Annotated in this window: 17 protein-coding genes and 1 tRNA gene; 8 read left to right on the top strand and 10 right to left on the bottom strand. The window is 68.2% G+C overall.

All coding sequences use genetic code 11. The features are described 5' to 3' along the window. Nucleotides 1-7 precede the first annotated feature (7 nt). From mch to glmS, 4 genes are read right to left on the bottom strand one after another with little or no spacing between them, the layout of a single operon-like run. Nucleotides 8-1,081 (bottom strand): 2-methylfumaryl-CoA hydratase, encoded by a 1,074-nt coding sequence (gene mch, locus NKT36_RS04290; protein WP_327052714.1) that lies wholly within the window; start codon nucleotides 1,079-1,081, stop codon nucleotides 8-10. Then, entirely contained in the window at nucleotides 1,074-2,339 is a 1,266-nt protein-coding gene (locus tag NKT36_RS04285) for a methylaspartate ammonia-lyase (protein ID WP_327052713.1), read from the bottom strand. The genes mch and NKT36_RS04285 overlap by 8 nt, the downstream gene beginning before the upstream one ends. Continuing rightward, on the bottom strand, nucleotides 2,336-3,769 hold the full coding sequence (locus tag NKT36_RS04280) for a methylaspartate mutase subunit E (protein ID WP_327052712.1): 1,434 nt from the start codon (nucleotides 3,767-3,769) through the stop codon (nucleotides 2,336-2,338). Before NKT36_RS04280 ends, NKT36_RS04285 begins: the two co-directional genes overlap by 4 nt. Before the next feature lie 9 nt (nucleotides 3,770-3,778). Then, a complete protein-coding gene (gene glmS, locus NKT36_RS04275; RefSeq protein ID WP_327052711.1) occupies nucleotides 3,779-4,219 on the bottom strand; it encodes a methylaspartate mutase subunit S in 441 nt (146 codons plus the stop codon). Between the two features lie 152 nt (nucleotides 4,220-4,371). On the opposite strand from glmS, the gene mct reads away from it, so the two are divergent. After that, on the top strand, nucleotides 4,372-5,541 hold the full coding sequence (mct, locus tag NKT36_RS04270) for a succinyl-CoA:mesaconate CoA-transferase (protein ID WP_327052710.1): 1,170 nt from the start codon (nucleotides 4,372-4,374) through the stop codon (nucleotides 5,539-5,541). A 45-nt stretch (nucleotides 5,542-5,586) separates the two neighbouring features. Further along, the gene (locus NKT36_RS04265; protein WP_327052709.1) at nucleotides 5,587-5,907 is read left to right on the top strand and encodes a DUF5785 family protein; all 321 of its coding nucleotides are present in this window, start codon (nucleotides 5,587-5,589) and stop codon (nucleotides 5,905-5,907) included. 42 nt (nucleotides 5,908-5,949) lie between these two features. Here NKT36_RS04265 and udk read toward each other — a convergent pair whose 3' ends face one another. Both udk and NKT36_RS04255 read right to left on the bottom strand, forming a co-directional pair. Next, nucleotides 5,950-6,672: a uridine kinase gene (gene udk / locus NKT36_RS04260; RefSeq protein WP_327052708.1), complete on the bottom strand. Its 723-nt coding sequence runs from the start codon at nucleotides 6,670-6,672 to the stop codon at nucleotides 5,950-5,952. Between the two features lie 91 nt (nucleotides 6,673-6,763). Further along, the gene (locus NKT36_RS04255) at nucleotides 6,764-8,005 is read right to left on the bottom strand and encodes a methyl-accepting chemotaxis protein (protein ID WP_327052707.1); all 1,242 of its coding nucleotides are present in this window, start codon (nucleotides 8,003-8,005) and stop codon (nucleotides 6,764-6,766) included. Between the two features lie 391 nt (nucleotides 8,006-8,396). Between NKT36_RS04255 and NKT36_RS04250 the strand changes: the two genes are divergently transcribed. From NKT36_RS04250 to NKT36_RS04240, 3 genes are all read left to right on the top strand, one after another. Next, nucleotides 8,397-9,167 carry a GTP cyclohydrolase III gene (locus tag NKT36_RS04250; protein WP_327052706.1) on the top strand — a complete coding sequence of 257 codons (771 nt, stop codon included), beginning with the start codon at nucleotides 8,397-8,399 and terminating at the stop codon, nucleotides 9,165-9,167. Nucleotides 9,168-9,238: 71 nt separating this feature from the next. Then, nucleotides 9,239-9,817 carry a CBS domain-containing protein gene (locus NKT36_RS04245; RefSeq protein WP_327052705.1) on the top strand — a complete coding sequence of 193 codons (579 nt, stop codon included), beginning with the start codon at nucleotides 9,239-9,241 and terminating at the stop codon, nucleotides 9,815-9,817. A gap of 171 nt (nucleotides 9,818-9,988) precedes the next feature. Then, nucleotides 9,989-11,233 (top strand): ABC transporter substrate-binding protein, encoded by a 1,245-nt coding sequence (locus NKT36_RS04240; RefSeq protein ID WP_407652228.1) that lies wholly within the window; start codon nucleotides 9,989-9,991, stop codon nucleotides 11,231-11,233. A 37-nt stretch (nucleotides 11,234-11,270) separates the two neighbouring features. Here NKT36_RS04240 and NKT36_RS04235 read toward each other — a convergent pair whose 3' ends face one another. The 4 genes from NKT36_RS04235 to NKT36_RS04220 are packed head-to-tail and all read right to left on the bottom strand — an operon-like array spanning nucleotide 11,271 to nucleotide 15,290. After that, the gene (locus tag NKT36_RS04235; RefSeq protein WP_327052703.1) at nucleotides 11,271-11,975 is read right to left on the bottom strand and encodes an ABC transporter ATP-binding protein; all 705 of its coding nucleotides are present in this window, start codon (nucleotides 11,973-11,975) and stop codon (nucleotides 11,271-11,273) included. Then, nucleotides 11,975-12,820, bottom strand: a complete 846-nt coding sequence (locus NKT36_RS04230) for an ABC transporter ATP-binding protein (RefSeq protein ID WP_327052702.1) — start codon at nucleotides 12,818-12,820, stop codon at nucleotides 11,975-11,977. Before NKT36_RS04230 ends, NKT36_RS04235 begins: the two co-directional genes overlap by 1 nt. Further along, nucleotides 12,817-14,181 (bottom strand): branched-chain amino acid ABC transporter permease, encoded by a 1,365-nt coding sequence (locus NKT36_RS04225; protein ID WP_327052701.1) that lies wholly within the window; start codon nucleotides 14,179-14,181, stop codon nucleotides 12,817-12,819. Before NKT36_RS04225 ends, NKT36_RS04230 begins: the two co-directional genes overlap by 4 nt. Then, complete coding sequence (locus NKT36_RS04220) at nucleotides 14,178-15,290, bottom strand: branched-chain amino acid ABC transporter permease (RefSeq protein WP_327052700.1); 1,113 nt, start codon at nucleotides 15,288-15,290, stop codon at nucleotides 14,178-14,180. Before NKT36_RS04220 ends, NKT36_RS04225 begins: the two co-directional genes overlap by 4 nt. Nucleotides 15,291-15,568: 278 nt before the next feature. Between NKT36_RS04220 and NKT36_RS04215 the strand changes: the two genes are divergently transcribed. The 3 genes from NKT36_RS04215 to NKT36_RS04205 all read left to right on the top strand — a co-directional run bounded on the left by NKT36_RS04215 (nucleotide 15,569) and on the right by NKT36_RS04205 (nucleotide 17,387). Next, on the top strand, nucleotides 15,569-16,768 hold the full coding sequence (locus NKT36_RS04215) for a phosphoglycerate kinase (protein WP_327052699.1): 1,200 nt from the start codon (nucleotides 15,569-15,571) through the stop codon (nucleotides 16,766-16,768). After that, entirely contained in the window at nucleotides 16,769-17,296 is a 528-nt protein-coding gene (locus NKT36_RS04210; protein WP_327052698.1) for a GNAT family N-acetyltransferase, read from the top strand. Between the two features lie 17 nt (nucleotides 17,297-17,313). Further along, nucleotides 17,314-17,387 (top strand) — tRNA-Thr (locus tag NKT36_RS04205). The last annotated feature ends 127 nt before the right edge of the window (nucleotides 17,388-17,514 follow it).

Genomic DNA, 17,514 nt, shown 5'->3' with positions numbered 1-17,514 from the left:
GTGTCGGTCAGTCTCGCTTCTGGACGAGTGCGGTCCGCGTGCCGGAGTAGACCGGCTCGTCGTCCTGGTTGATCGCGTAGTGTTCGAACGTCACCTCGCCCGCGGCCGGGTCGTCGGCGTCGTTCGCGTCGACGACGCGGGTGAACCCGTAGACGGTGTCGCCGACGGTCACGAAGTCGTGGAACCGCTCGTCGCCGTAGGCGACCTCGCGGTAGGTCCGCTCGTCCGACCGGGCGTGGCCGAGCGCGACCGACCGGGTCACGTCGCCGTACGCGACGATCTCGCCGGACGGCGAGTCGGCCATGTAGTGGTCGTTGTGGTGCTGTTTCGCCGTGTTGAGGGTGGCGAGCGGGAGCGTCGCCACCATCACGTCGTCCATCGTCCGACCGCGCTCGTGGCGGTAGGCGACAGCGGCGTCGCGGTCGGCGGCGCGGTCGAGCGCCGCGCGGAAGTCCTCGAAGTAGCCGCCGTCGGGGGCGATGAGTTCCGCCGGCAGGTCGTCGGACTCCGCGCTCGCCGTCCCGCCGTCCGTCCGCGCGCCGGACCCGGACTCGCCGCCGTCGGTCGCCATCGGTTCCCGCCGGGGAATCATGTTCGTCCTGTTGTACGACAGCAGCGGGTCGCCCGTGGCCGCGTCGTAGCCGGTGGTCTCCCAGGTCACGATGCCGTAGTCGGGGCGGGAACTCGACTCGCGCTTCGCCTCGACGGTGGACTCGACGCGGAGTTCGGTGCCGGTCGGCACCTCGGCGTCGTGGACGATGACGTCGTCGCGGCCGAGGAAGTAGCCCCCTTTCTCGCTGAGGTCCTCGACGCTCGGCCCCATCACGCTCGCGAGGAGGTAGTCCGGGTGGACCGGCGGTTCGTCGAAGCCGACCGCTCGCGCGGCGTCCGAGCGCCAGTAGGCGGGGTCGTGGTTGAGCGTCTGGCTCATCCACAGTTCGTTGCCGTGCTCCGAGAGCCTGAGCCCGGGGTCGTGCTCGATGGTCTCGCCCTCGGTGAACTCCTCGAAGAAGTTCCCCTTCTCCATGGTCGTCGCGCGGTCCAGCGCCGCCGTGACGGTGTCGTCGCTCCAGTCAGTCATCTGCAGTCACCTCTGTCGTTCGGTCGGTTCGGCGAGCGAGCGCCCGCCGCATCTCGTTTGCCATCACCATGTACCCCTCGTCGAAGCCCATGCCGGGCTTGGCGAGCGTCTGCTTCGCATCGGTCGCGAGCGCGACGTGAGCGCAGGCTCGCGCCGACGTGACGGTTTCGTTGCAGGTGCCGCCGAGGTACGCCTCGGTGTCCGTGCCGCGGCAGTACAGTACTGCCTCCGCGCTCCGCTGGACGCCGCCGAGGTCCGGGGTCTTGACCTGGACCACGTCGGCAGCGCCGGCGTCGACGAACGCCCGCACGTCGTCGAAGGTGTTGCACCACTCGTCGGCCACGACGTCGACGTCGACGCCCGCGTCGGCGAGGCCGTCGCGGAGTTCCGCCATCGCGCGGATCTGCTCCGCGCGGCCGCCCTCGTCCATCGGTCCCTCGACCTGGAGGGGGTAAGGTGCCGCGGCGTCCCGGAGGTCGGCGAAGTAGTCCGCGAGTTCCGCGCGGTCGTACGGCGCCTCGAACAGTTCGCCGAGCATGCCGTACACGTCGACGTGGAAGCGCGGGTCGTAGCCCGGCGGACCGAGTTCCTCCGCGCGGTCGGCGAGCCACTCCAGGTACTCGACCAGCCGACCGCCGTCGGGGCCGACCTTCTCGACGCTGTTGAACAGGCCGTGGGGGAGCACCGGCACGCCCTTGAGCAGCATCTTCTCGGCGTTGCCCCGGCGGTCGTCGCCGGACTGGCCGAACACCGGCACCGGTTCCGTCGCCGGGTCGGTGTCGTAGACGTCGGCGAGTACGCCGGTCTTGGTCTCGCGCCGCGCGGTCGCGGCGGCGTCCAGCAGCGCCTGCGAGACGCCGTACCGGACGGCGGTGTGGAGGCGGTCGCCGTCCGGTGCGAGGTCCTCGACGAGCGCCGCGTTGTCCGCGAACGCAGTCGCCCGTCGGCCTTCAAGCGCGTCGGCGACCGGCCCCTCGACGACCGGGACGAACGCTTCGGCCCGGAAGAGCGGGTCGCGACCGCCCGCGCCGGAGTACTGGACCGCGGCGCAGTCGCCGTACGCGACCGTGCCGTCGCTCAACTCGAGGACGACGTTGATCGACTCGCCGGCCTGCCGCACGCGGTCGAACCCCTCGGTGACGGGCTCGCCGCGGTAGGCGAAGCCGTCCTGCTCGGCGCCCTGCTTGATGGCGCGCTGGTCGTCGAAGAAGAACCCGGAGACGCCCGGAACGGCGCGGACGGCCTCGATGGTCGTCACGCCTGCTCACCTCCCGGGCGACCGATGAGACGCCCCTCGCTGATGGCGTCGACGTCGTCGGCGACCATCTGGAACGAACGGTCGCGGTTCTCCTCGCGGGCGCGCTTGTCGAGGCGCTCGTGGTGGACGTCGCGCAGGTCGTCGTCCAGCGCCAGGTCGCCGAACGTGTGGATGCGGACCCGGCCGTCGTCGTCGCGGGCGGGCAGGACCGCGCTCGCGGCGCTGTCGCTCGGCGCGAACGGGACGTCGAGCTTGCCGGTCGAGAACGCCTCGACGACGCCGCGGGCGACGTCCTCGTCGCCGAGCTGGAGGACGGTGTCCATCAGCGAGCGGGTGGACTTCTCGATGAACTGCTGCTCGCGGTCGACGCCGTCGAGGGTGATGGCCTGCTCGCGCATCATGTCGATGAGCTGCCGGGTGGTCCGCAGGCCGGCCGCGTTGGCCTCCTTGGTGGGGACGCCGCCGAACTCCTGGGGCGACTTTGTGATGACCTTGTCCGGCTTCGCGATGGCGGCTGTCGCCGCGCCGAGGGCGATGACGCCGTTGGCGCGGGCCTCGTCCGGCGGGAAACCGCCCATCCACTCGTGGAAGACGGTGGTGACGGTCACCTCGTCGGGGAGGTACTCCTCGCCGAGCGACCGCAGCGCGCGCAGCGCCGCGATGTCCTGGACGAGGTTGCCGACCTGTCCGTAGCCGAGTGTGACGCTACGGACGCCCTGCGTGGCTGCGAGCATCCCCTCGACCAGCCCCACCGCGATGGCGATGGAGGGGGGCACGAGCGTGCCCGTCAGGGGGCCGAACGGCTCGCGGTTGATGCGGACTCCGCGGGCGGTGTACGCGCCGGCGAGCCGGTCGACGTACTGCCAGTGCTCGATGGTCTCCGCGAGGTCGTGCTCCTTCGTGTACGGGATGTTGTACGAGATGGGGCCGCCCTCGAAGCTCTGGAAGCCGCCGGCGAAGGTGACGGCGGCGAGCAGGCGGGCGTCCGGCGTGCCGTGGCGCACCTCGATGGGCGTGTCGAGCGCCTCGACGAGGTCCCGGCACCCCTCGACCCCGTGGTTGACCGCGGGGAAGCCGTTGAGCGTGTCCTCGCCCGTCTCGCGGGCCTCCTCGAGGCCCTCCTGGGCCTTCCCGTACTCGTTGTCGCGGGTGTAGGAGTCGATGGTCGTGGGTAGCAGGTCCGCCTTCCCCTCGTCTTCGAGGTGCCGGAGCAGGGCGATCTGGTCGTCCAGTCGCGGGACGCCGGCGCGCGGCTGGAGGAGCGGCCGGTCCGCGGACTCCAGCACGTCGGCGAACCGCTTGCTCGCCGGCAGCGAGTCGTGGTAGTCGACCGCCTCCTCGAAGTCGAGGTCCTCGACCGCCCAGTCCTCCCTGATTTCGTCTCCGATACGTCTAAGCTCAGCTGAATCGAGTCGTTCGTCCTGTAACATGAAACGGTGTCAGGAGGTGAGTCTCGCTCGTTCGGCCTCGGATTCGGCGAGATTCATGTCGTTCCGCAACGCCGCGATGGCCTCCATGGGGTCGGTCTCCGAGTCGAAGACCCGGTCGAACCCCATCTCGCGGAAGCACTCGCGGGTCTGCTCGAAGTCGTCCTGGCCGACCGAGAGGTTCCCCCCGATGTAGGTGACGGGGTCCAGTCCGGCGGCCTCGATGGCCTCGTGGAAGCCCCGGCAGTCCTGTTCGGCGTGGCCGTAGAGCGAAGAGACGAGTACAGCGTCACCCTCGTGTGCCGAGGCCGCGTCGATGAAGTCCTGCTGGCTGGACTGGACGCCGAGGTTGACGACCTCGAAGCCCGCCGCGTCCAGCGCCTGTTCGAGAATCGTGATGCCGACTGCGTGCGCGTCGGATCCGATCACGCCGAGGATGACTGTGGCAGACATCGCGTCTGTAACTCCAATGAACGATACTTAAAGATAATGTTCTTTCATGATTAATCTCCTTAAGACTGTTCTAGGGGTGCATGTGACACTGCATCACAAACGCCATTATTAATTGAGAAGGTTTTTGCCCCGGCTGGCCCACGGACGAAACCATGCCAGCGCTGGACGACGTGCGCGTGCTCGATCTCACGCAGGTGCTCGCGGGGCCGTACTGTACGATGCTTCTCTCCGACCTGGGGGCGGACGTGGTGAAGATAGAGCGCCCCGGTGGCGACCTCATCCGACCCAACCCGCCGTTCGTCGGCGACGACGACGCCTACGGGGGGTACTTCCAGAGCGTCAACCGCGGCAAGCGCAGCCTCGAACTCGACCTCCAGGTGGAGGGGGACCGCGAGGACTTCCTCCGGCTGGTCGACGACGCCGACGTGGTGGTCGAGAACTTCCGCGCCGGGACGATGGAGAAGTTCGACCTGGAGTACGAGCGACTCCGCGAGCGCAACCCGGAGATCGTCTACGCCTCCATCCGCGGGTTCGGCGACCCCCGCACCGGCGAGACCGACCGCCAGGGACAGCCGTCCTTCGACCTCATCGCGCAGGCGCTCGGCGGCGTGATGCAGATAACCGGTCAGGAGGACGGCCCGCCGACCAAGGTCGGCCCCGGCATCGGCGACCTCTTCACCGCCACCCTCAACGCCGTCGGCATCCTCGCAGCGCTCCACCACCGCGACCGGACCGGCGAGGGCCAGTACGTCGACACGGCGATGTACGACTCCATGATAAGCATGTGCGAGCGCACCGTCTACCAGCACTCCTACACCGGCGACGTGCCGAAGCGCCGGGGCAACTCCCACCCGACGCTGTTCCCCTACAACGCCTTCGAGACCACCGACGGTCACGTCGTCGTCGCCGCGTTCGGCGACAACCACTGGACCGCGCTCTGCGAGGCGATGGACCGCCCCGACCTCGCGGCGGAGTACCCCACGACCGGCGACCGCCTGCAGAACCGCGACCACCTGCGCGAGGAGATCGCCGCCTGGACCGTCGAGCGGACCGCAGACGACGTCTGCGACGTCCTCGAAGGGGGCGTCCCCTGCGCGCCCGTCCAGGACGTCGCCGACGTGTTCGAGGACGACCACGTCCACGCCCGCGACATGCTGGTCGACGTCGAACAGCCGGGCGCGGACGAGGACGTGACCATCGCCGGGACGCCCATCAAGATGAGCGAGACGCCGCCGACACCCGGCGAGCGCGCGCCCCTGCTCGACGAGCACCGCGACGAACTGCTCGGCGACGGGGCCCGGACCGCCGACGCGGACGACTGAGAACGGAAGGTAATCCTTTTCGTCCCCCCGTACACACGTTGGCACATGGACTGGCCGCACGACCCCGACGGCGAGGAAGGCAGCGAGGGTGGCCGGAAGTACGGTCTCGCCATCCTGGCGAAGAAACTCGACGAGGACGAGGACTTCCCCCTCGACCGCGACGAGTTCGTCGAGGAGCACGCCGACGAACCGATCCGCATCAACCACGACCGCGTCGTCAGCGTCGCGGACATCTTCGAGTACGTCGACGAGGCGGAGTTCGAGACCATCGTCGACTTCCACAAGGGCGTCGGCGCGGCGATGCGCGAGGGGGGCTTCTGGGACTACCACCCGGTCGGCGAGAATCCCGAGAAGAAACGCGCCTGACCGGACGTTCTCGACCCGCGTCGACGGCGCGACGGACCCCTTCTACTCGTCGCGCCAGGCGTTGCCGTCCGACCCCGACGTAGCTGCCGGCGCCTCCTGCTCCTCTCGCTCCCCCGGTAGCTGCAGGTCGGCCTCGCTGACGCCCCAGCCCGAGTGGGCCTCGGCCATCACCTTCTCCTCGAGGAGGTTGACCGCCACGCTGTTTGCGCCCTCTGGGATGATGATGTCGGCGTGCCGCTTCGTCGGTTCGACGAACTGCTCGTGCATCGGCTTCACCGTCGTGAGGTACTGGTCCATGACGCCCTCCAGGTCGCGCCCCCGGTCGACCACGTCGCGCTCGATGCGCCTGAGGATGCGCACGTCGGCGTCCGTCTCGACGTACACCTGCAGGTCGAGCATCTCGTTGACCTCGCCGTCGTAGAGCGCGAAGATGCCCTCCAGGACGACGACCTCCGTGGGCTCGACCGTGACGCGCTCGTCCTTGCGGTTGTGGACCGAGAAGTCGTACTGGGGCATCTCGATGGTGCGCCCGGACAGCAGGGCGTCGAGGTGCTCGCGAAGCAGTTCCCACTCGAACGCCGAGGGGTGGTCGTAGTTGACGTCCTCGCGCTCCTCGAACTCGAGGTGCGACAGGTCCTCGTAGTAGTTGTCCATCGGGATGCGCGTGACGGCGTCGGCGACGTCCTCCGTTATCTCGCGGGCGACCGTCGTCTTGCCGGCCCCGGTACCACCGGCGATGCCGACGACGAACGAGGGGATGGTCATTACCGGGTGCAGGAACGACGGGGGTTTGAATCCCCCGGAACGGGCGTTCGACGCCGTCCGCGCAAGGCGAACGCCCGCGGTGGGTCGTCTCTCAGTCGTCCGCCTCGAACTCCGCCTCGACGTTCCGGACGCTCTCGTAGATCTCGTCGACCATCGCGGTCTGCTCCTCGGCCGACGCGGCGACCGCCTCGACCTCGTCCGAGACAGTTCCGGCGCGGTCGACCGCCGTGTCGGTCATGCTGGCGATCTCCTCGGCGCTGGCGGCCTGCTCGTCGGTCGCGCTCGCGATCTCGTCGATGCCGTTGGCGGTCTCACGGATGGACTCGGCGATGTCGATCTGGTTCTCGACGAGCGACTCGACCTGGTCGATGCTCCGGCCGACCCGGTCGTTGGCCGTCTCGACGCTGTCGAGCATCTCGTCGGCGTTCTCGTGGATCTCGTCGACGATGCGTTCGATCTCGTCGACCTCGTTCTGGGACTGCTCGGCGAGCTCCTTGACCTCGTTCGCGACGACCGCGAACCCCTCGCCGCCGTCCTCGACGCGCGCCGCCTCGATGTTGGCGTTGAGCGCGAGCAGGTTCGTCTGGTCGGCGATGTCGTTGATGACCTGGACGACGTTCTCGATCTCGTCCAGGCGCGCCTGGAGCTGGTGGGCGTTCGTCGCGACCGCCTCGCCGGCGTCGCCGACCTCCTTCGTGACCTCGAGCACGGTCTCGCCGGACTCGCGCGACTCCTCGGCGAGCTCCTGGGCGTCGTTGCTCTGTGCGTTGACCTCCTCGGCGCTGGAGGCGATCTCCTCGATGGTCGCGCTGAACGTGGCGACCTCCTCGCTGACCGCCTCGAGCTCCGACGCCTGGTCCGCGCTGACGTCGCTTATCTCTCCGGAGCTCTCGGCGACGGCGTCCGTGGCGTGCTTGAGCTCCTCGACGGCGGCCTCCACCTCGTCGGCCATCCGCTGCTGGAGTCGTTCGAGCTTCTGGCGCTGCTCGACGATCTTCGTGACCCGGGAGGCGACCTCGAACCCGCCGACGACCCGTCCGTCCTGGTCGGTGAGCGGGAACCCCGCCGCGCGGACGTGCCACTCCTCTCCGTCCGTGTCAGTCCCGGTCCGGAGGTCGTCCTCGCGGATCGTCTCGCCGGTCCGTACGATGGTCTCCGCCAGCGTCTCGCTCTCACCCTCCGTCCCGGTGATCACGTGGGCGTTCTCGCCGATGGCCTCCTCCGGCGCGACGCCGAGCAGGTCGGCGATCTCGTCGTTCCAGTGCGTGATCCGACTCTCCCGATTGACGACGAAGGCCGGCTCCGGAAACGACGCCACGACCGTATCGAACATCTGTTGCCAGAAGTCCCGCTCTCGGCGCAACGAGTCACTTTCGTCTGAGCCATCTCCGAAATCTATTGACAATCTTTCTGAATTCATTGTGTCTGGGTTGTCCTTCCTTGAAACCGACACTGTGCTCTTCCCATATATGTCCACGTGTTGATTACAAAATATCGGTGAAGGCGGTGCCTTTCGACGTCTTTCGGTGCCAGGGCGGTCGACGCGGTCGAGAGCGACCGACGCGGTCGGGGTGGTCGAGGCGTCCAGCGTTCCGGTGTCAGTCCCATCGGAACGGGCGGAGGTCGTCGAAGCACACGGGGTCGCCACCCCGGTTTCTCACTTCTGAGACGCACACTACGATTAGGGTAACTTATATTCCTGTACGTGGAATGGACAGGCAACAGTGACGAACGCCCAGATCACGCTGATCCAGATCGACAACTACGGGCCGTGGACTGTGACGCCAGAACCTCGCCGGGAAGTCGACCTCCAGACGCTACAGTCGCGGCTGTACGCCGACCTCTCGCAGCTGTTCGGCAACCGCGAGGGGTACGTCTTCTTCAGTCGATTCGACAACATGATCGCGGTCACGAACGGGCTGTCAATCGACGACCACGCGCTCATCCAGGAGTCGGTCGCGAACCGGTTCCCGGTCACGGTGAGTCTGAGCGTCGCCACCGGAACGACGCCCATCGCCGCACTCCACGACGCGACGGAGCGCCTCCAGGACGCGGGGAGCGCCCAGGACGGGTCGCGCCGCGAGATACTTCGCGGACGAACCATCGACGAGGAGTTCCGGACGGACGACGACGTCCAGATCGCCCACTTCGACGTCAACGACATGACCGGCAACTACACCGACGAGGTGAACGCCTTCGACTCGTTCATCCACGTCGAACAGGGGTACGCGGCGCTGATGGAGTACATGCGCACCGAGTACGACTCGCTGGCGTTCTTCGTCGGCGGCGACAACGTCATCGCCGTCTGCCGCGACCTCGACGAGGCCGAGTACGAGGACGCCATCCGCCACGTCGAGGAGACGACCGAGGTGGCCCTCAAGGTCGGCGTCGGGAGCGCGGCCGTCCCGCAGGACGCGGGCATGGCGGCCAAACACGCCCTGGAGACCTGTCGGGCGACCGGCAGTCGCGTGGAGTTCGCGGAGCGAGAAGACTAGGGAGATTCGACCGACGGCGGCATAAACCTGCCGGGGATAGCTTTTAGGCGCGTTGTGTCAATCGTTACCACATGGAGGGCGAAGTCACAGTCAGGGACGTGATGACCAGGGAATACGTGGGCGTCAGCGAGTCCGACGCCGTCCTGGGGGCGGTGCGACTCATGCGGTCGGAGGGGACGGGGAGCGTCGTCGTCCTCCGGGGAAGCGAGCCGGTCGGCATCATGACCGAGTCGGACGTGCTAGACCTCGTCGCCGAGGAGGCAGACCCGGCGGAGACGACCGTCGCGGAGGTGATGAGCAGCCCGGTCGTCTCGATGAACGCCGACCGCAGCCTCGCGGACGCTGCAGGAACGATGGCCCACCAGGACATCCGCCGCATCGTGGTCACCGAGGGCGGCGAACTCGTCGGCGTGCTGACCGAGCGCGACGTCATCTCGGCGTCCGCCTCGCCGTCGAGCATCGGTTCGTTCACGGGGCGCGAGACGACGGAGCCGACCGACGCGACGACCCCCATCGAGGGGTCCGCGAACACCGACGGCGGCGACGCGGCGTACGCGAACCAGGGCATCTGCGAGGTCTGCGGCTCGCTGACCCGGGAGCTGACGAACGTCAACGGCCAGCTGGTCTGCGCCGACTGTCGGGAGTTCTGACCCTTTCTCGGCCGACCTCGGTCGGAACGTCGACCGCTGTCTTCTCCCGACCGAGCGGATGAATCGACCCGTATCCATAACGATAATTTAAGATAGACTTTTTGCACGTACCATCGACATTTAGCTCCGGACATGAGTCCACAAATCGACAGACGAGACTATCTTCGGGGGATGGGGGCGGCGTCGGCCGTCGGGCTGATGGGAAGCCTCCAGCAGAACGGTGGCGGCCCCGACATGCTGGTCGTCATCGGCTACCCCCAGAGCGGCATCCAGCTGTTCCGCGACCTGTACGGCCAGGGGCAGGGGGACCTGGACGTGCTCGTACCGGACGGACTGCAGGACTCCGCGCTGCCACAGCAGGTCGGCAACCCGATGGACAACGTCACCGGCACGGCGCCGGCCGCCGCGGGCCCGAACCAGCAGGCGTTCCGTCAGCTGTACCAGGACGAGTACAACAGCGCGCCGGGCGTGTTCACCTCGCAGTCGTACGACTCGATGGCGATACTCATCCTGGCGAACGCCGCCGCGGGCGAGAACAGCGGGCCGGCCATCAAAGAGCAGATGCGCCGGATCGCCAACCCAGGGGGCCAGGACTTCGGGCCGCAGAACTTCGTGGATGCCGTCGAGGCCGCCGCGAACGGCGACGACATCAACTACCAGGGCGCATCGAGCGTGACGGACTTCGACGAGAACGGCGACCCGGCCTCGGCCGCCTACGACGTCTGGCAGTTCGCCCCCCAGACGGACGCGGGCATCGAGGTGGTCAACACCCGCCGGTTCGAGAGCCAGGCCGGTGGTCCGTCGGCGGACGACGCCCCCGGCGGCACCGGGCGCACCATCAGGGCCGGCATCCTGCTGCCGGAGACGGGCGACCTCGGGTCGGTCGGCACGCCGATGATCCGGGCTTCCCGCATCCCCGTCCAGCAGGTGAACGAGAGCGACCTCGACCTCCAGGTCGAGACGCAGGTGGAGGACACCCAGACGGCCCGCCAGGCCGCGCTCTCGGGTGCGAACGCGCTGGTCAACGCCGGCTTTCCGGCCATCTCGGGGCCGGCCTCGTCGGGGAACAACATCCCCGTCTCGTCGGAGGTGTACATCCCGAACAACGTCGTCGGGTGTTCGCCGTCGAGCACCGCCATCACCGTGTCGCGGCTGGAGGACGACGACTTCGTCTTCCGCACCGCCCCGAGCGACCTGCTCCAGGGGCGCGTGATGGCGCAGGTCGCCGCCGAACGCCTCGGCGCGTCGTCGGCGTCCACCCTGTTCGTCAACAACGACTACGGCCAGCAGCTGTCGAACCAGTTCGCGGAGGCGTTCCGCCAGGACCACGACGGCTCCATCGGTGACCAGGTCGCGTTCAACATCGGCGAGTCGTCGTACACGTCGGTCATCCAGCAGGCGCTCGGCGGCGGATAGCGCCGATCCGTCCCTGGACGTTCGTTCTTTGCGCCGGTCACCCGCCGAGGAACTCCCGGCGGACCTCGTCGTCGGCCAGGAGGGAATCGCCCGCGTCGACGTAGCTGTTCTGGCCCTGGACGAGCACGTAGCCGCGGTCGCAGCGCCGCAGCGCCTCCTTGGCGTTCTGCTCGACCATGAGGACCGCAGTTCCGGAGTCGTTTATCTCGTCGACCTTGTCGAACGTCTCGTCGACGAGGTCGGGCGCGAGGCCGGCCGACGGTTCGTCGAGCATCAGCAGCGCGGGGTCGAGCATCAGCGCCCGACCCATGGCGAGCATCTGCTGTTGTCCGCCGGACATCGTCCCGGCGCGCTGCTCGCGGCGCTCCCGCAGGATGGGGAACCGGTCGTACACCTCGGAGAGAGCGTCCTCGGGCACGTCGTCGAGGATGTACGCGCCCATCCGGAGGTTCTCCTCGACCGTCAGCGTGGGGAAGACGTTGTCGTCCTGGGGGACGTAGCCGATGCCCTCGCGGATGACCTCCTCCGGGCTGTCGCCCTGTATCTCCTCGTCGCGGAAGGCGATACGGCCGCCCATGTAGGACGTCAGCCCGAAGACGGACTTCATCACGGTCGACTTCCCCGCGCCGTTCGGGCCGACGATGGCGACGTACTCGCCGTCCTCGACGGCGAGGTCGACGCCGTGCAGCACCTGGAGGTCGCCGTACCCCGCGTCGAGGCTCTCGATGTCGAGCAGCGCCATCACACCTCACCTCCGAGGTAGGCGTCGATGACCCGCTCGTTCGACTGTATCTCGGCGGGGGTCCCCTCGGCGAGCACCGTCCCCTGGTGCATGACGATGACGCGCTCGCAGTGGTTCATGATGACGTCCATGTCGTGCTCGACGAGCAGGAACGTGAACCCCTGCTCGCGGAGTTCGTGGACGTGTTCGAGGAGCTTCTCCTCCAGCGTCGGGTTGACGCCGGCGAGCGGTTCGTCCAGCAGCAACATCGTGGGGTCGGTCATCAGCGCCCGGGACATCTCCAGCAGCTTGCGCTGGCCGCCCGAGAGGTTGCCGGCGTACTCCTCCGCGAGGTGGTCGATCTCGAAGAACTCCAGGGTCTCCCACGCGTGGTCGAGCATCGCTTCCTCCTGTTCGCGGACGTCGTCCCGGAACCCGGGCGTCACCGACCGCCAGAGGTGCTCGCCGATCTGGCTCTTCGGCGCGAGCATCATGTTCTCCAGCACGGTCATCTCGGCGAGCTCGCGGGCGATCTGGAACGTGCGAACGAGCCCCCGGTCGGCGACCTGGTACGGTTCGAGGCCGGTGATGTCCTCGTCGTCGAAGTAGACGGCACCGCCGTCGGGTTCGTGGACGCCCGTGATGCAGTTGAACGTCGTCGACTTGCCCGCGCCGTTCGGGCCGATGAGGCCGGTGAGCGACCCGCGCTCGACCTCGAACGTGGCGCCGTCGACCGCGGTGATGCCCCCGAAGTGCTTCTGCAGGTTCTCCACCCGGAGCGGCGTGTCCGACAGCTCGGTCGCCGGGGTCGTGGCGGCGAGTCCGCCGACCTCCTCGTCCGTCTCGCTCGTCTCGCTCGCCGTCATCGCTTTCCACCTCCCTCCGTCCCGCCGTCGGCGGCGGGCGCAGCAGGCCGCTCCTCCCGCGTCTGCCCGAGCGGGATGGTGGCCGCCTCCTCCTTGCGGTGGCCGAGCATCCCCTCGGGGCGGTGTTGCATCAGCCAGACGAGCACGAGACCCATGATGACCAGCTGTAGCGCGTTGATGTTCCCGATGGTGTAGGCCAGCAAGGGTTCGACGTTCCCGTCGAGCAGCGGGCCGACCGCGCCGGCGAACGTGTTCGGCGCGCCGGTGACGCCGTACACCTGCCGCACGATGTTCTTCAGGTAGAGCGGTCCCTGGAACAGGAAGCCCGCGAAGAGGATCGCGCCGAGGACGCTCCCGGTGTTCGACCCCGCGCCGCCGATGATGAGCGCCAGCCAGATGAAGAAGGTCACCTGGGGGCGGAACGCCGTCGGCGTGATGGCGCCCTGCCGGAGCTGCCAGAGGATGCCGCCCAGGCCCATCAGCGCGCAGCCGAGCATGAACGACTTGATCTTGAACCGGGCGGTGTTCTTGCCCAGCGCGTTGGCGACGTCCTCGTCCTCGCGGATGGCCTTCAGCACGCGACCGAACGGCGACTCGCCGGTGCGCTTCAGCAGCCAGTAGAACGCCGCGACGACCGCCAGCAGGACGACGGCGTAGGCGAGCCCGTCCACCACGGGTTTCACCGACCCGCCCATCAGTGGATCCAGCGCGTCGACGAGCGCCTGGTAGGGGCCGGTCTCGAAGACGTACTCCATCGGGTCGTCGTAGTTGAGGATGAGGCCCCGGCCGCCGCCGGTCCCCAGTTCGACGGGGTTCCACGGGAGGCCGACGGTGACGCCGAACACCGTCACGCTCCCGGGGACGGTGAACGTCTGGAACTCCCCGGAGAGGAAGAAAAACCGGACGATCTCGGAGGTGGCGATGGTGACGATGGCGAGGTAGTCGGCGCGCAACCGCAACGCCGGGAGCGCGACCAGGAAGCCCAGGACCGCCGCCGCGACCATCCCGGCGAGGACGCCGACCCAGAGCGGGAGGCCGAGGCCGGAGACGGCGGCCGCGCCGGCCGTCGCGCTCGCGGGCGGCTTCGAGACGATGGCCATCGTGTACAGGCCGACGGCCATGAACCCCGCGATGCCGATGTTGAACAGGCCGGTGTACCCCCAGTGGAGGTTCAGCGCGAGCGCCATCATGCCGTAGACGCCGATGAGGAACGTGAGCCGGGCGATGGAGTTCATCTGGCCGCGTAGCGAGTAGCCCAGCACCGTCCCCGCGAGGAGGTACACGGCGTAGACGCCGAACAGGGCGCCGACGATGAGCACCGTGTCGCTGACCTCGACGTCGAGGCGGTCGCGGACGCTCATGCGGTCGTCCTCCCGGCGAACAGTCCCTCGGGCCTGAACAGCAGGATGAGAATCATGACGCCGAACGCGGCGGCGCGACCGAACTCGCCGGGGATCCAGATGATGGCGAGGTTCCACGTCAGGCCGATGACGATGCCGCCCAGTATCGCGCCGTAGATGGAGCCGATGCCGCCGAGGATGACGGCAGCGAAGATGGGCAACAGCAGCAGCCACCCGAACTGGAAGTCGATGGTGCCGGTCCACAGCACCATCAGGAACCCCGCGACGCCCGTGAGGCCGCCGCCGATGATCCACGTCCAGCGGATGACGCGCTCGGTCGAGATACCGGTGATGCGGGCGAGGTCCTCGTTGTCGGCCATCGCGCGCATCGCGGTGCCGAGCTTCGTGCGCTGGAGCAGGAGGTGGACGCCGAGCATCAGCGCGACGGTCGCGACGAGCAGCGTCAGGTCGTGGGCGCTCACGCCCACGGTGCCGTCGACGAACGGCACCGACCACTCGGGGATGCGACCGGAGTCGGTCGTCCCGCGGTTCGCCGTCGAGAAGACGTACACGACGAGGTACCGGAGGACGAACGCGACCCCGACGCTCGTGATGAGCAGGGAGATGCCGCCGGCGTCGCGCATCGGCCGGTAGACCAGTCGATCGATGGCGAGCGCGAGGGCGACGGTTCCGAGGCCCGCGACGAGGAGTCCGAGGACGACCGCCAGCGGGGTCGTCGCGACGGTGATGCCGAGGGCGCTGGCGTAGACGGTCCCGCCGGCACCGACCAGCAGCAGGTTCGGCCAGGCAGCCTTCCCGAACCCCGCGACGAGGTACGTGACCCCCCAGCCGGCGAACGCGCCGGAGGTGATGTAGTCGCCGTGCGAGAAGTTCGCGAAGTTCAGGATGCTGTACGTCATCGACAGACCGATGCCGGCGAGCCCGATTATCAGGCCGCGCATGAGGCCGTCCCAGACGAGCGACCCCACGTCGGACAGGAGCAGGCTACCGAACAGCAGCCTGTCGAGGAAGTCGACGACCAGGAGGACGCCGAACGCGCCGACCACCACCGCCAGCGGACGCTCGAAGAGCACGTCACGCCCCCGGGAGTACGTGTCCGCTACGCCCATACACGCCACCCCACACGAGTTTTCGTGCCACTGCTCCCCCGTTCCGGGACCCCCACGCGAACGTTCATTGATACCCCTTCACACGATACGGTTTCCTCACGCTATTAAACCTTCTTCACCGTGCTGTCCTGCGGATTTCGGTAACGTCGGCATAACCTGCCAGCGGGCGGAACGATGGCTGGCCCGACGAGCCATCGAAGATTTACTCGTATCTGCGTACTTCATTACAGACAGACATTACCGACACACATATGCCGCGCGATAGTGGAACCCCACGTATGCCCATCCAGACCCTGGACGACCTCGCCGTCCAAGGGACCACGCTCGGCGTGCGAATCGACATCAACAGTCCGTTGACCGACTCGGGCGAACTGGCAGACGACGCGCGCCTCCAGGCGCACGTCGACACGCTCTCCGAACTGCTGGAACGCGGCGGCAGGGTGGCCGTCCTGGCCCACCAGGGCCGGCCGGGTGGCGACGAGTTCTGCGGTCTCCGTCCGCACGCGAACCGTCTCGACGAGATGCTCTCCGCCCCTGTCTCCTACTGCGACGCTACCTTCTGCGAGGCCGCCCGCGACGCCGTCAGGTCGCTCGACGACGGCGAGGCGGTCGTGCTGGAGAACACCCGGTTCTACAGCGAGGAGTACATGGAGTTCCCCCCGGAGCGGGCCGCCCGGACCCACCTCGTCGAGCGACTCTCGACGGTGCTCGACGCCTACGTCAACGACGCCTTCGCGGCCGCCCACCGCTCCCAGCCCTCGCTCGTCGGCCTCCCGACGCGACTGCCGGGGTACGCCGGCCGCGTCATGGAGGCGGAACTGGACGTGCTCGGGGGCGTCGAGGACACCGACGCACCGCGGGCGTACGTCCTCGGCGGCGCGAAGGTCTCCGACTCCATCGGCGTCGCCGAGAGCGTCCTCGAACGCGGCATCGCCGACCACGTCCTGACGACCGGCGTCGTCGGCAACGTGTTCCTGTTCGCCGACGGCGCGGACATCGGGGACGCGACTGCCGACTTCATCCACGAACAGGGCTACTGGGAGTACATCGACGACGCCGCCGACCTGCTGGAGCAGTACGGCGACAGCATCCACCTGCCGGCGGACGTCGCGGTCGAGCGCGACGGCGAGCGCTACGAACTGGCCCGCGAGGAGTTCCCGCCGACCGACGACGAGGCGGCCATGGACGTCGGCAGCGAGACGGTCGCCGCCTACTCCGCCGTGCTCGAGGACGCCGAGACGGTCGTCCTCAACGGTCCGGCGGGCGTGTTCGAGGAGGCGACGTTCGCCGACGGCACCCGCGAACTGTACGCCACGGCCGCCGAGTCCGCCTACAGCATCGTGGGCGGCGGCGACACCGCCGCAGCGATACGGAAGTTCGACCTCGACGGCTTCGACCACGTCAGCACCGGCGGCGGCGCCGCACTGCGGATGCTCACCGGCGAATCGCTCCCGGCCGTCGAGGCGCTGGAGCAGTAGATGGTCTCCGTGGAGGTGGCGACGGGCGAGCACGTCGACCGCGTGACCGACCTCTGGGTCGACCTCGCCCGCGACCAGCGCGCGTACGGCAGCCACCTCTACGCCCGGGCCAACCGCGTCCCCGTCCGGGAACGGATCGCCCGTCACGTGGTGAACGACACCCTGCTCGTCGCCCGCGACAGCGATGCTGTCGGTTCCAGCGACGACAGTGCCGTCGGCTCCTGTGACGGCAGCGACGTCGTCGGCTTCGTGACCTTCGACGTCGAGACGGGACCGTACGCCCAGGACGTCACCCGCGGTCTCGTCCGGAACGTCTTCGTCGCCGAGGGACACCGCGACGAGGGCGTCGGCTCGGCGCTGCTGGCGGCCGCGGAGGTGGAACTCGCCGACCGCGGCGCCGACGTGGTACAACTGGAGGTCCTCGCGGACAACGAGGCCGCGAAGCGGTTCTACCGGCGTGCGGGCTACGAACCTCGCCGGATACAGATGGAAAAATCGGTCGAAAGCGATAACCACTCAAAGGAGTAACCGCAAGATTGCCCTGCGCCAAGGGAGCTTGGGCGGCTCAAGCACTCGATTTGTAATCGAGAATTCGTGGGTTCAAATCCCACCCTTGGCTCTACGACCGTCAGCTCCCGGTTCCCTCACCGCTCTTCGTCCGCTCCGGTGCTCTTCGTCCGCTCCGGTGCTCTTCGTCCGCTCGTTCGTTCGCTCCCATCTCTCCGTCGTCGCGGCTCCTCCCGTCG

Origin of the sequence: Halomicrococcus gelatinilyticus, from assembly GCA_024227995.1 — an archaeon.
In the GTDB taxonomy this organism is placed as follows: domain Archaea; phylum Halobacteriota; class Halobacteria; order Halobacteriales; family Haladaptataceae; genus Halomicrococcus; species Halomicrococcus gelatinilyticus.
Note: the sequence above shows the minus strand (reverse complement) of the source record. Positions and strands in the feature narration are given on the sequence as shown.

What these genes read in the sequence shown, in the direction of transcription:
- mch (WP_327052714.1), bottom strand. Translation starts at nt 1,081, where the DNA reads ATGACTGACTGGAGCGACGACACCGTCACGGCGGCGCTGGACCGCGCG.
- NKT36_RS04280 (WP_327052712.1), bottom strand. Translation starts at nt 3,769, where the DNA reads ATGTTACAGGACGAACGACTCGATTCAGCTGAGCTTAGACGTATCGGA.
- glmS (WP_327052711.1), bottom strand. Translation starts at nt 4,219, where the DNA reads ATGTCTGCCACAGTCATCCTCGGCGTGATCGGATCCGACGCGCACGCA.
- mct (WP_327052710.1), top strand. Translation starts at nt 4,372, where the DNA reads ATGCCAGCGCTGGACGACGTGCGCGTGCTCGATCTCACGCAGGTGCTC.
- NKT36_RS04265 (WP_327052709.1), top strand. Translation starts at nt 5,587, where the DNA reads ATGGACTGGCCGCACGACCCCGACGGCGAGGAAGGCAGCGAGGGTGGC.
- udk (WP_327052708.1), bottom strand. Translation starts at nt 6,672, where the DNA reads ATGACCATCCCCTCGTTCGTCGTCGGCATCGCCGGTGGTACCGGGGCC.
- NKT36_RS04255 (WP_327052707.1), bottom strand. Translation starts at nt 8,005, where the DNA reads ATGTTCGATACGGTCGTGGCGTCGTTTCCGGAGCCGGCCTTCGTCGTC.
- NKT36_RS04245 (WP_327052705.1), top strand. Translation starts at nt 9,239, where the DNA reads ATGGAGGGCGAAGTCACAGTCAGGGACGTGATGACCAGGGAATACGTG.
- NKT36_RS04240 (WP_407652228.1), top strand. Translation starts at nt 9,989, where the DNA reads ATGGGGGCGGCGTCGGCCGTCGGGCTGATGGGAAGCCTCCAGCAGAAC.
- NKT36_RS04235 (WP_327052703.1), bottom strand. Translation starts at nt 11,975, where the DNA reads ATGGCGCTGCTCGACATCGAGAGCCTCGACGCGGGGTACGGCGACCTC.
- NKT36_RS04230 (WP_327052702.1), bottom strand. Translation starts at nt 12,820, where the DNA reads ATGACGGCGAGCGAGACGAGCGAGACGGACGAGGAGGTCGGCGGACTC.
- NKT36_RS04225 (WP_327052701.1), bottom strand. Translation starts at nt 14,181, where the DNA reads ATGAGCGTCCGCGACCGCCTCGACGTCGAGGTCAGCGACACGGTGCTC.
- NKT36_RS04220 (WP_327052700.1), bottom strand. Translation starts at nt 15,290, where the DNA reads ATGGGCGTAGCGGACACGTACTCCCGGGGGCGTGACGTGCTCTTCGAG.
- NKT36_RS04215 (WP_327052699.1), top strand. Translation starts at nt 15,569, where the DNA reads ATGCCCATCCAGACCCTGGACGACCTCGCCGTCCAAGGGACCACGCTC.
- NKT36_RS04210 (WP_327052698.1), top strand. Translation starts at nt 16,769, where the DNA reads ATGGTCTCCGTGGAGGTGGCGACGGGCGAGCACGTCGACCGCGTGACC.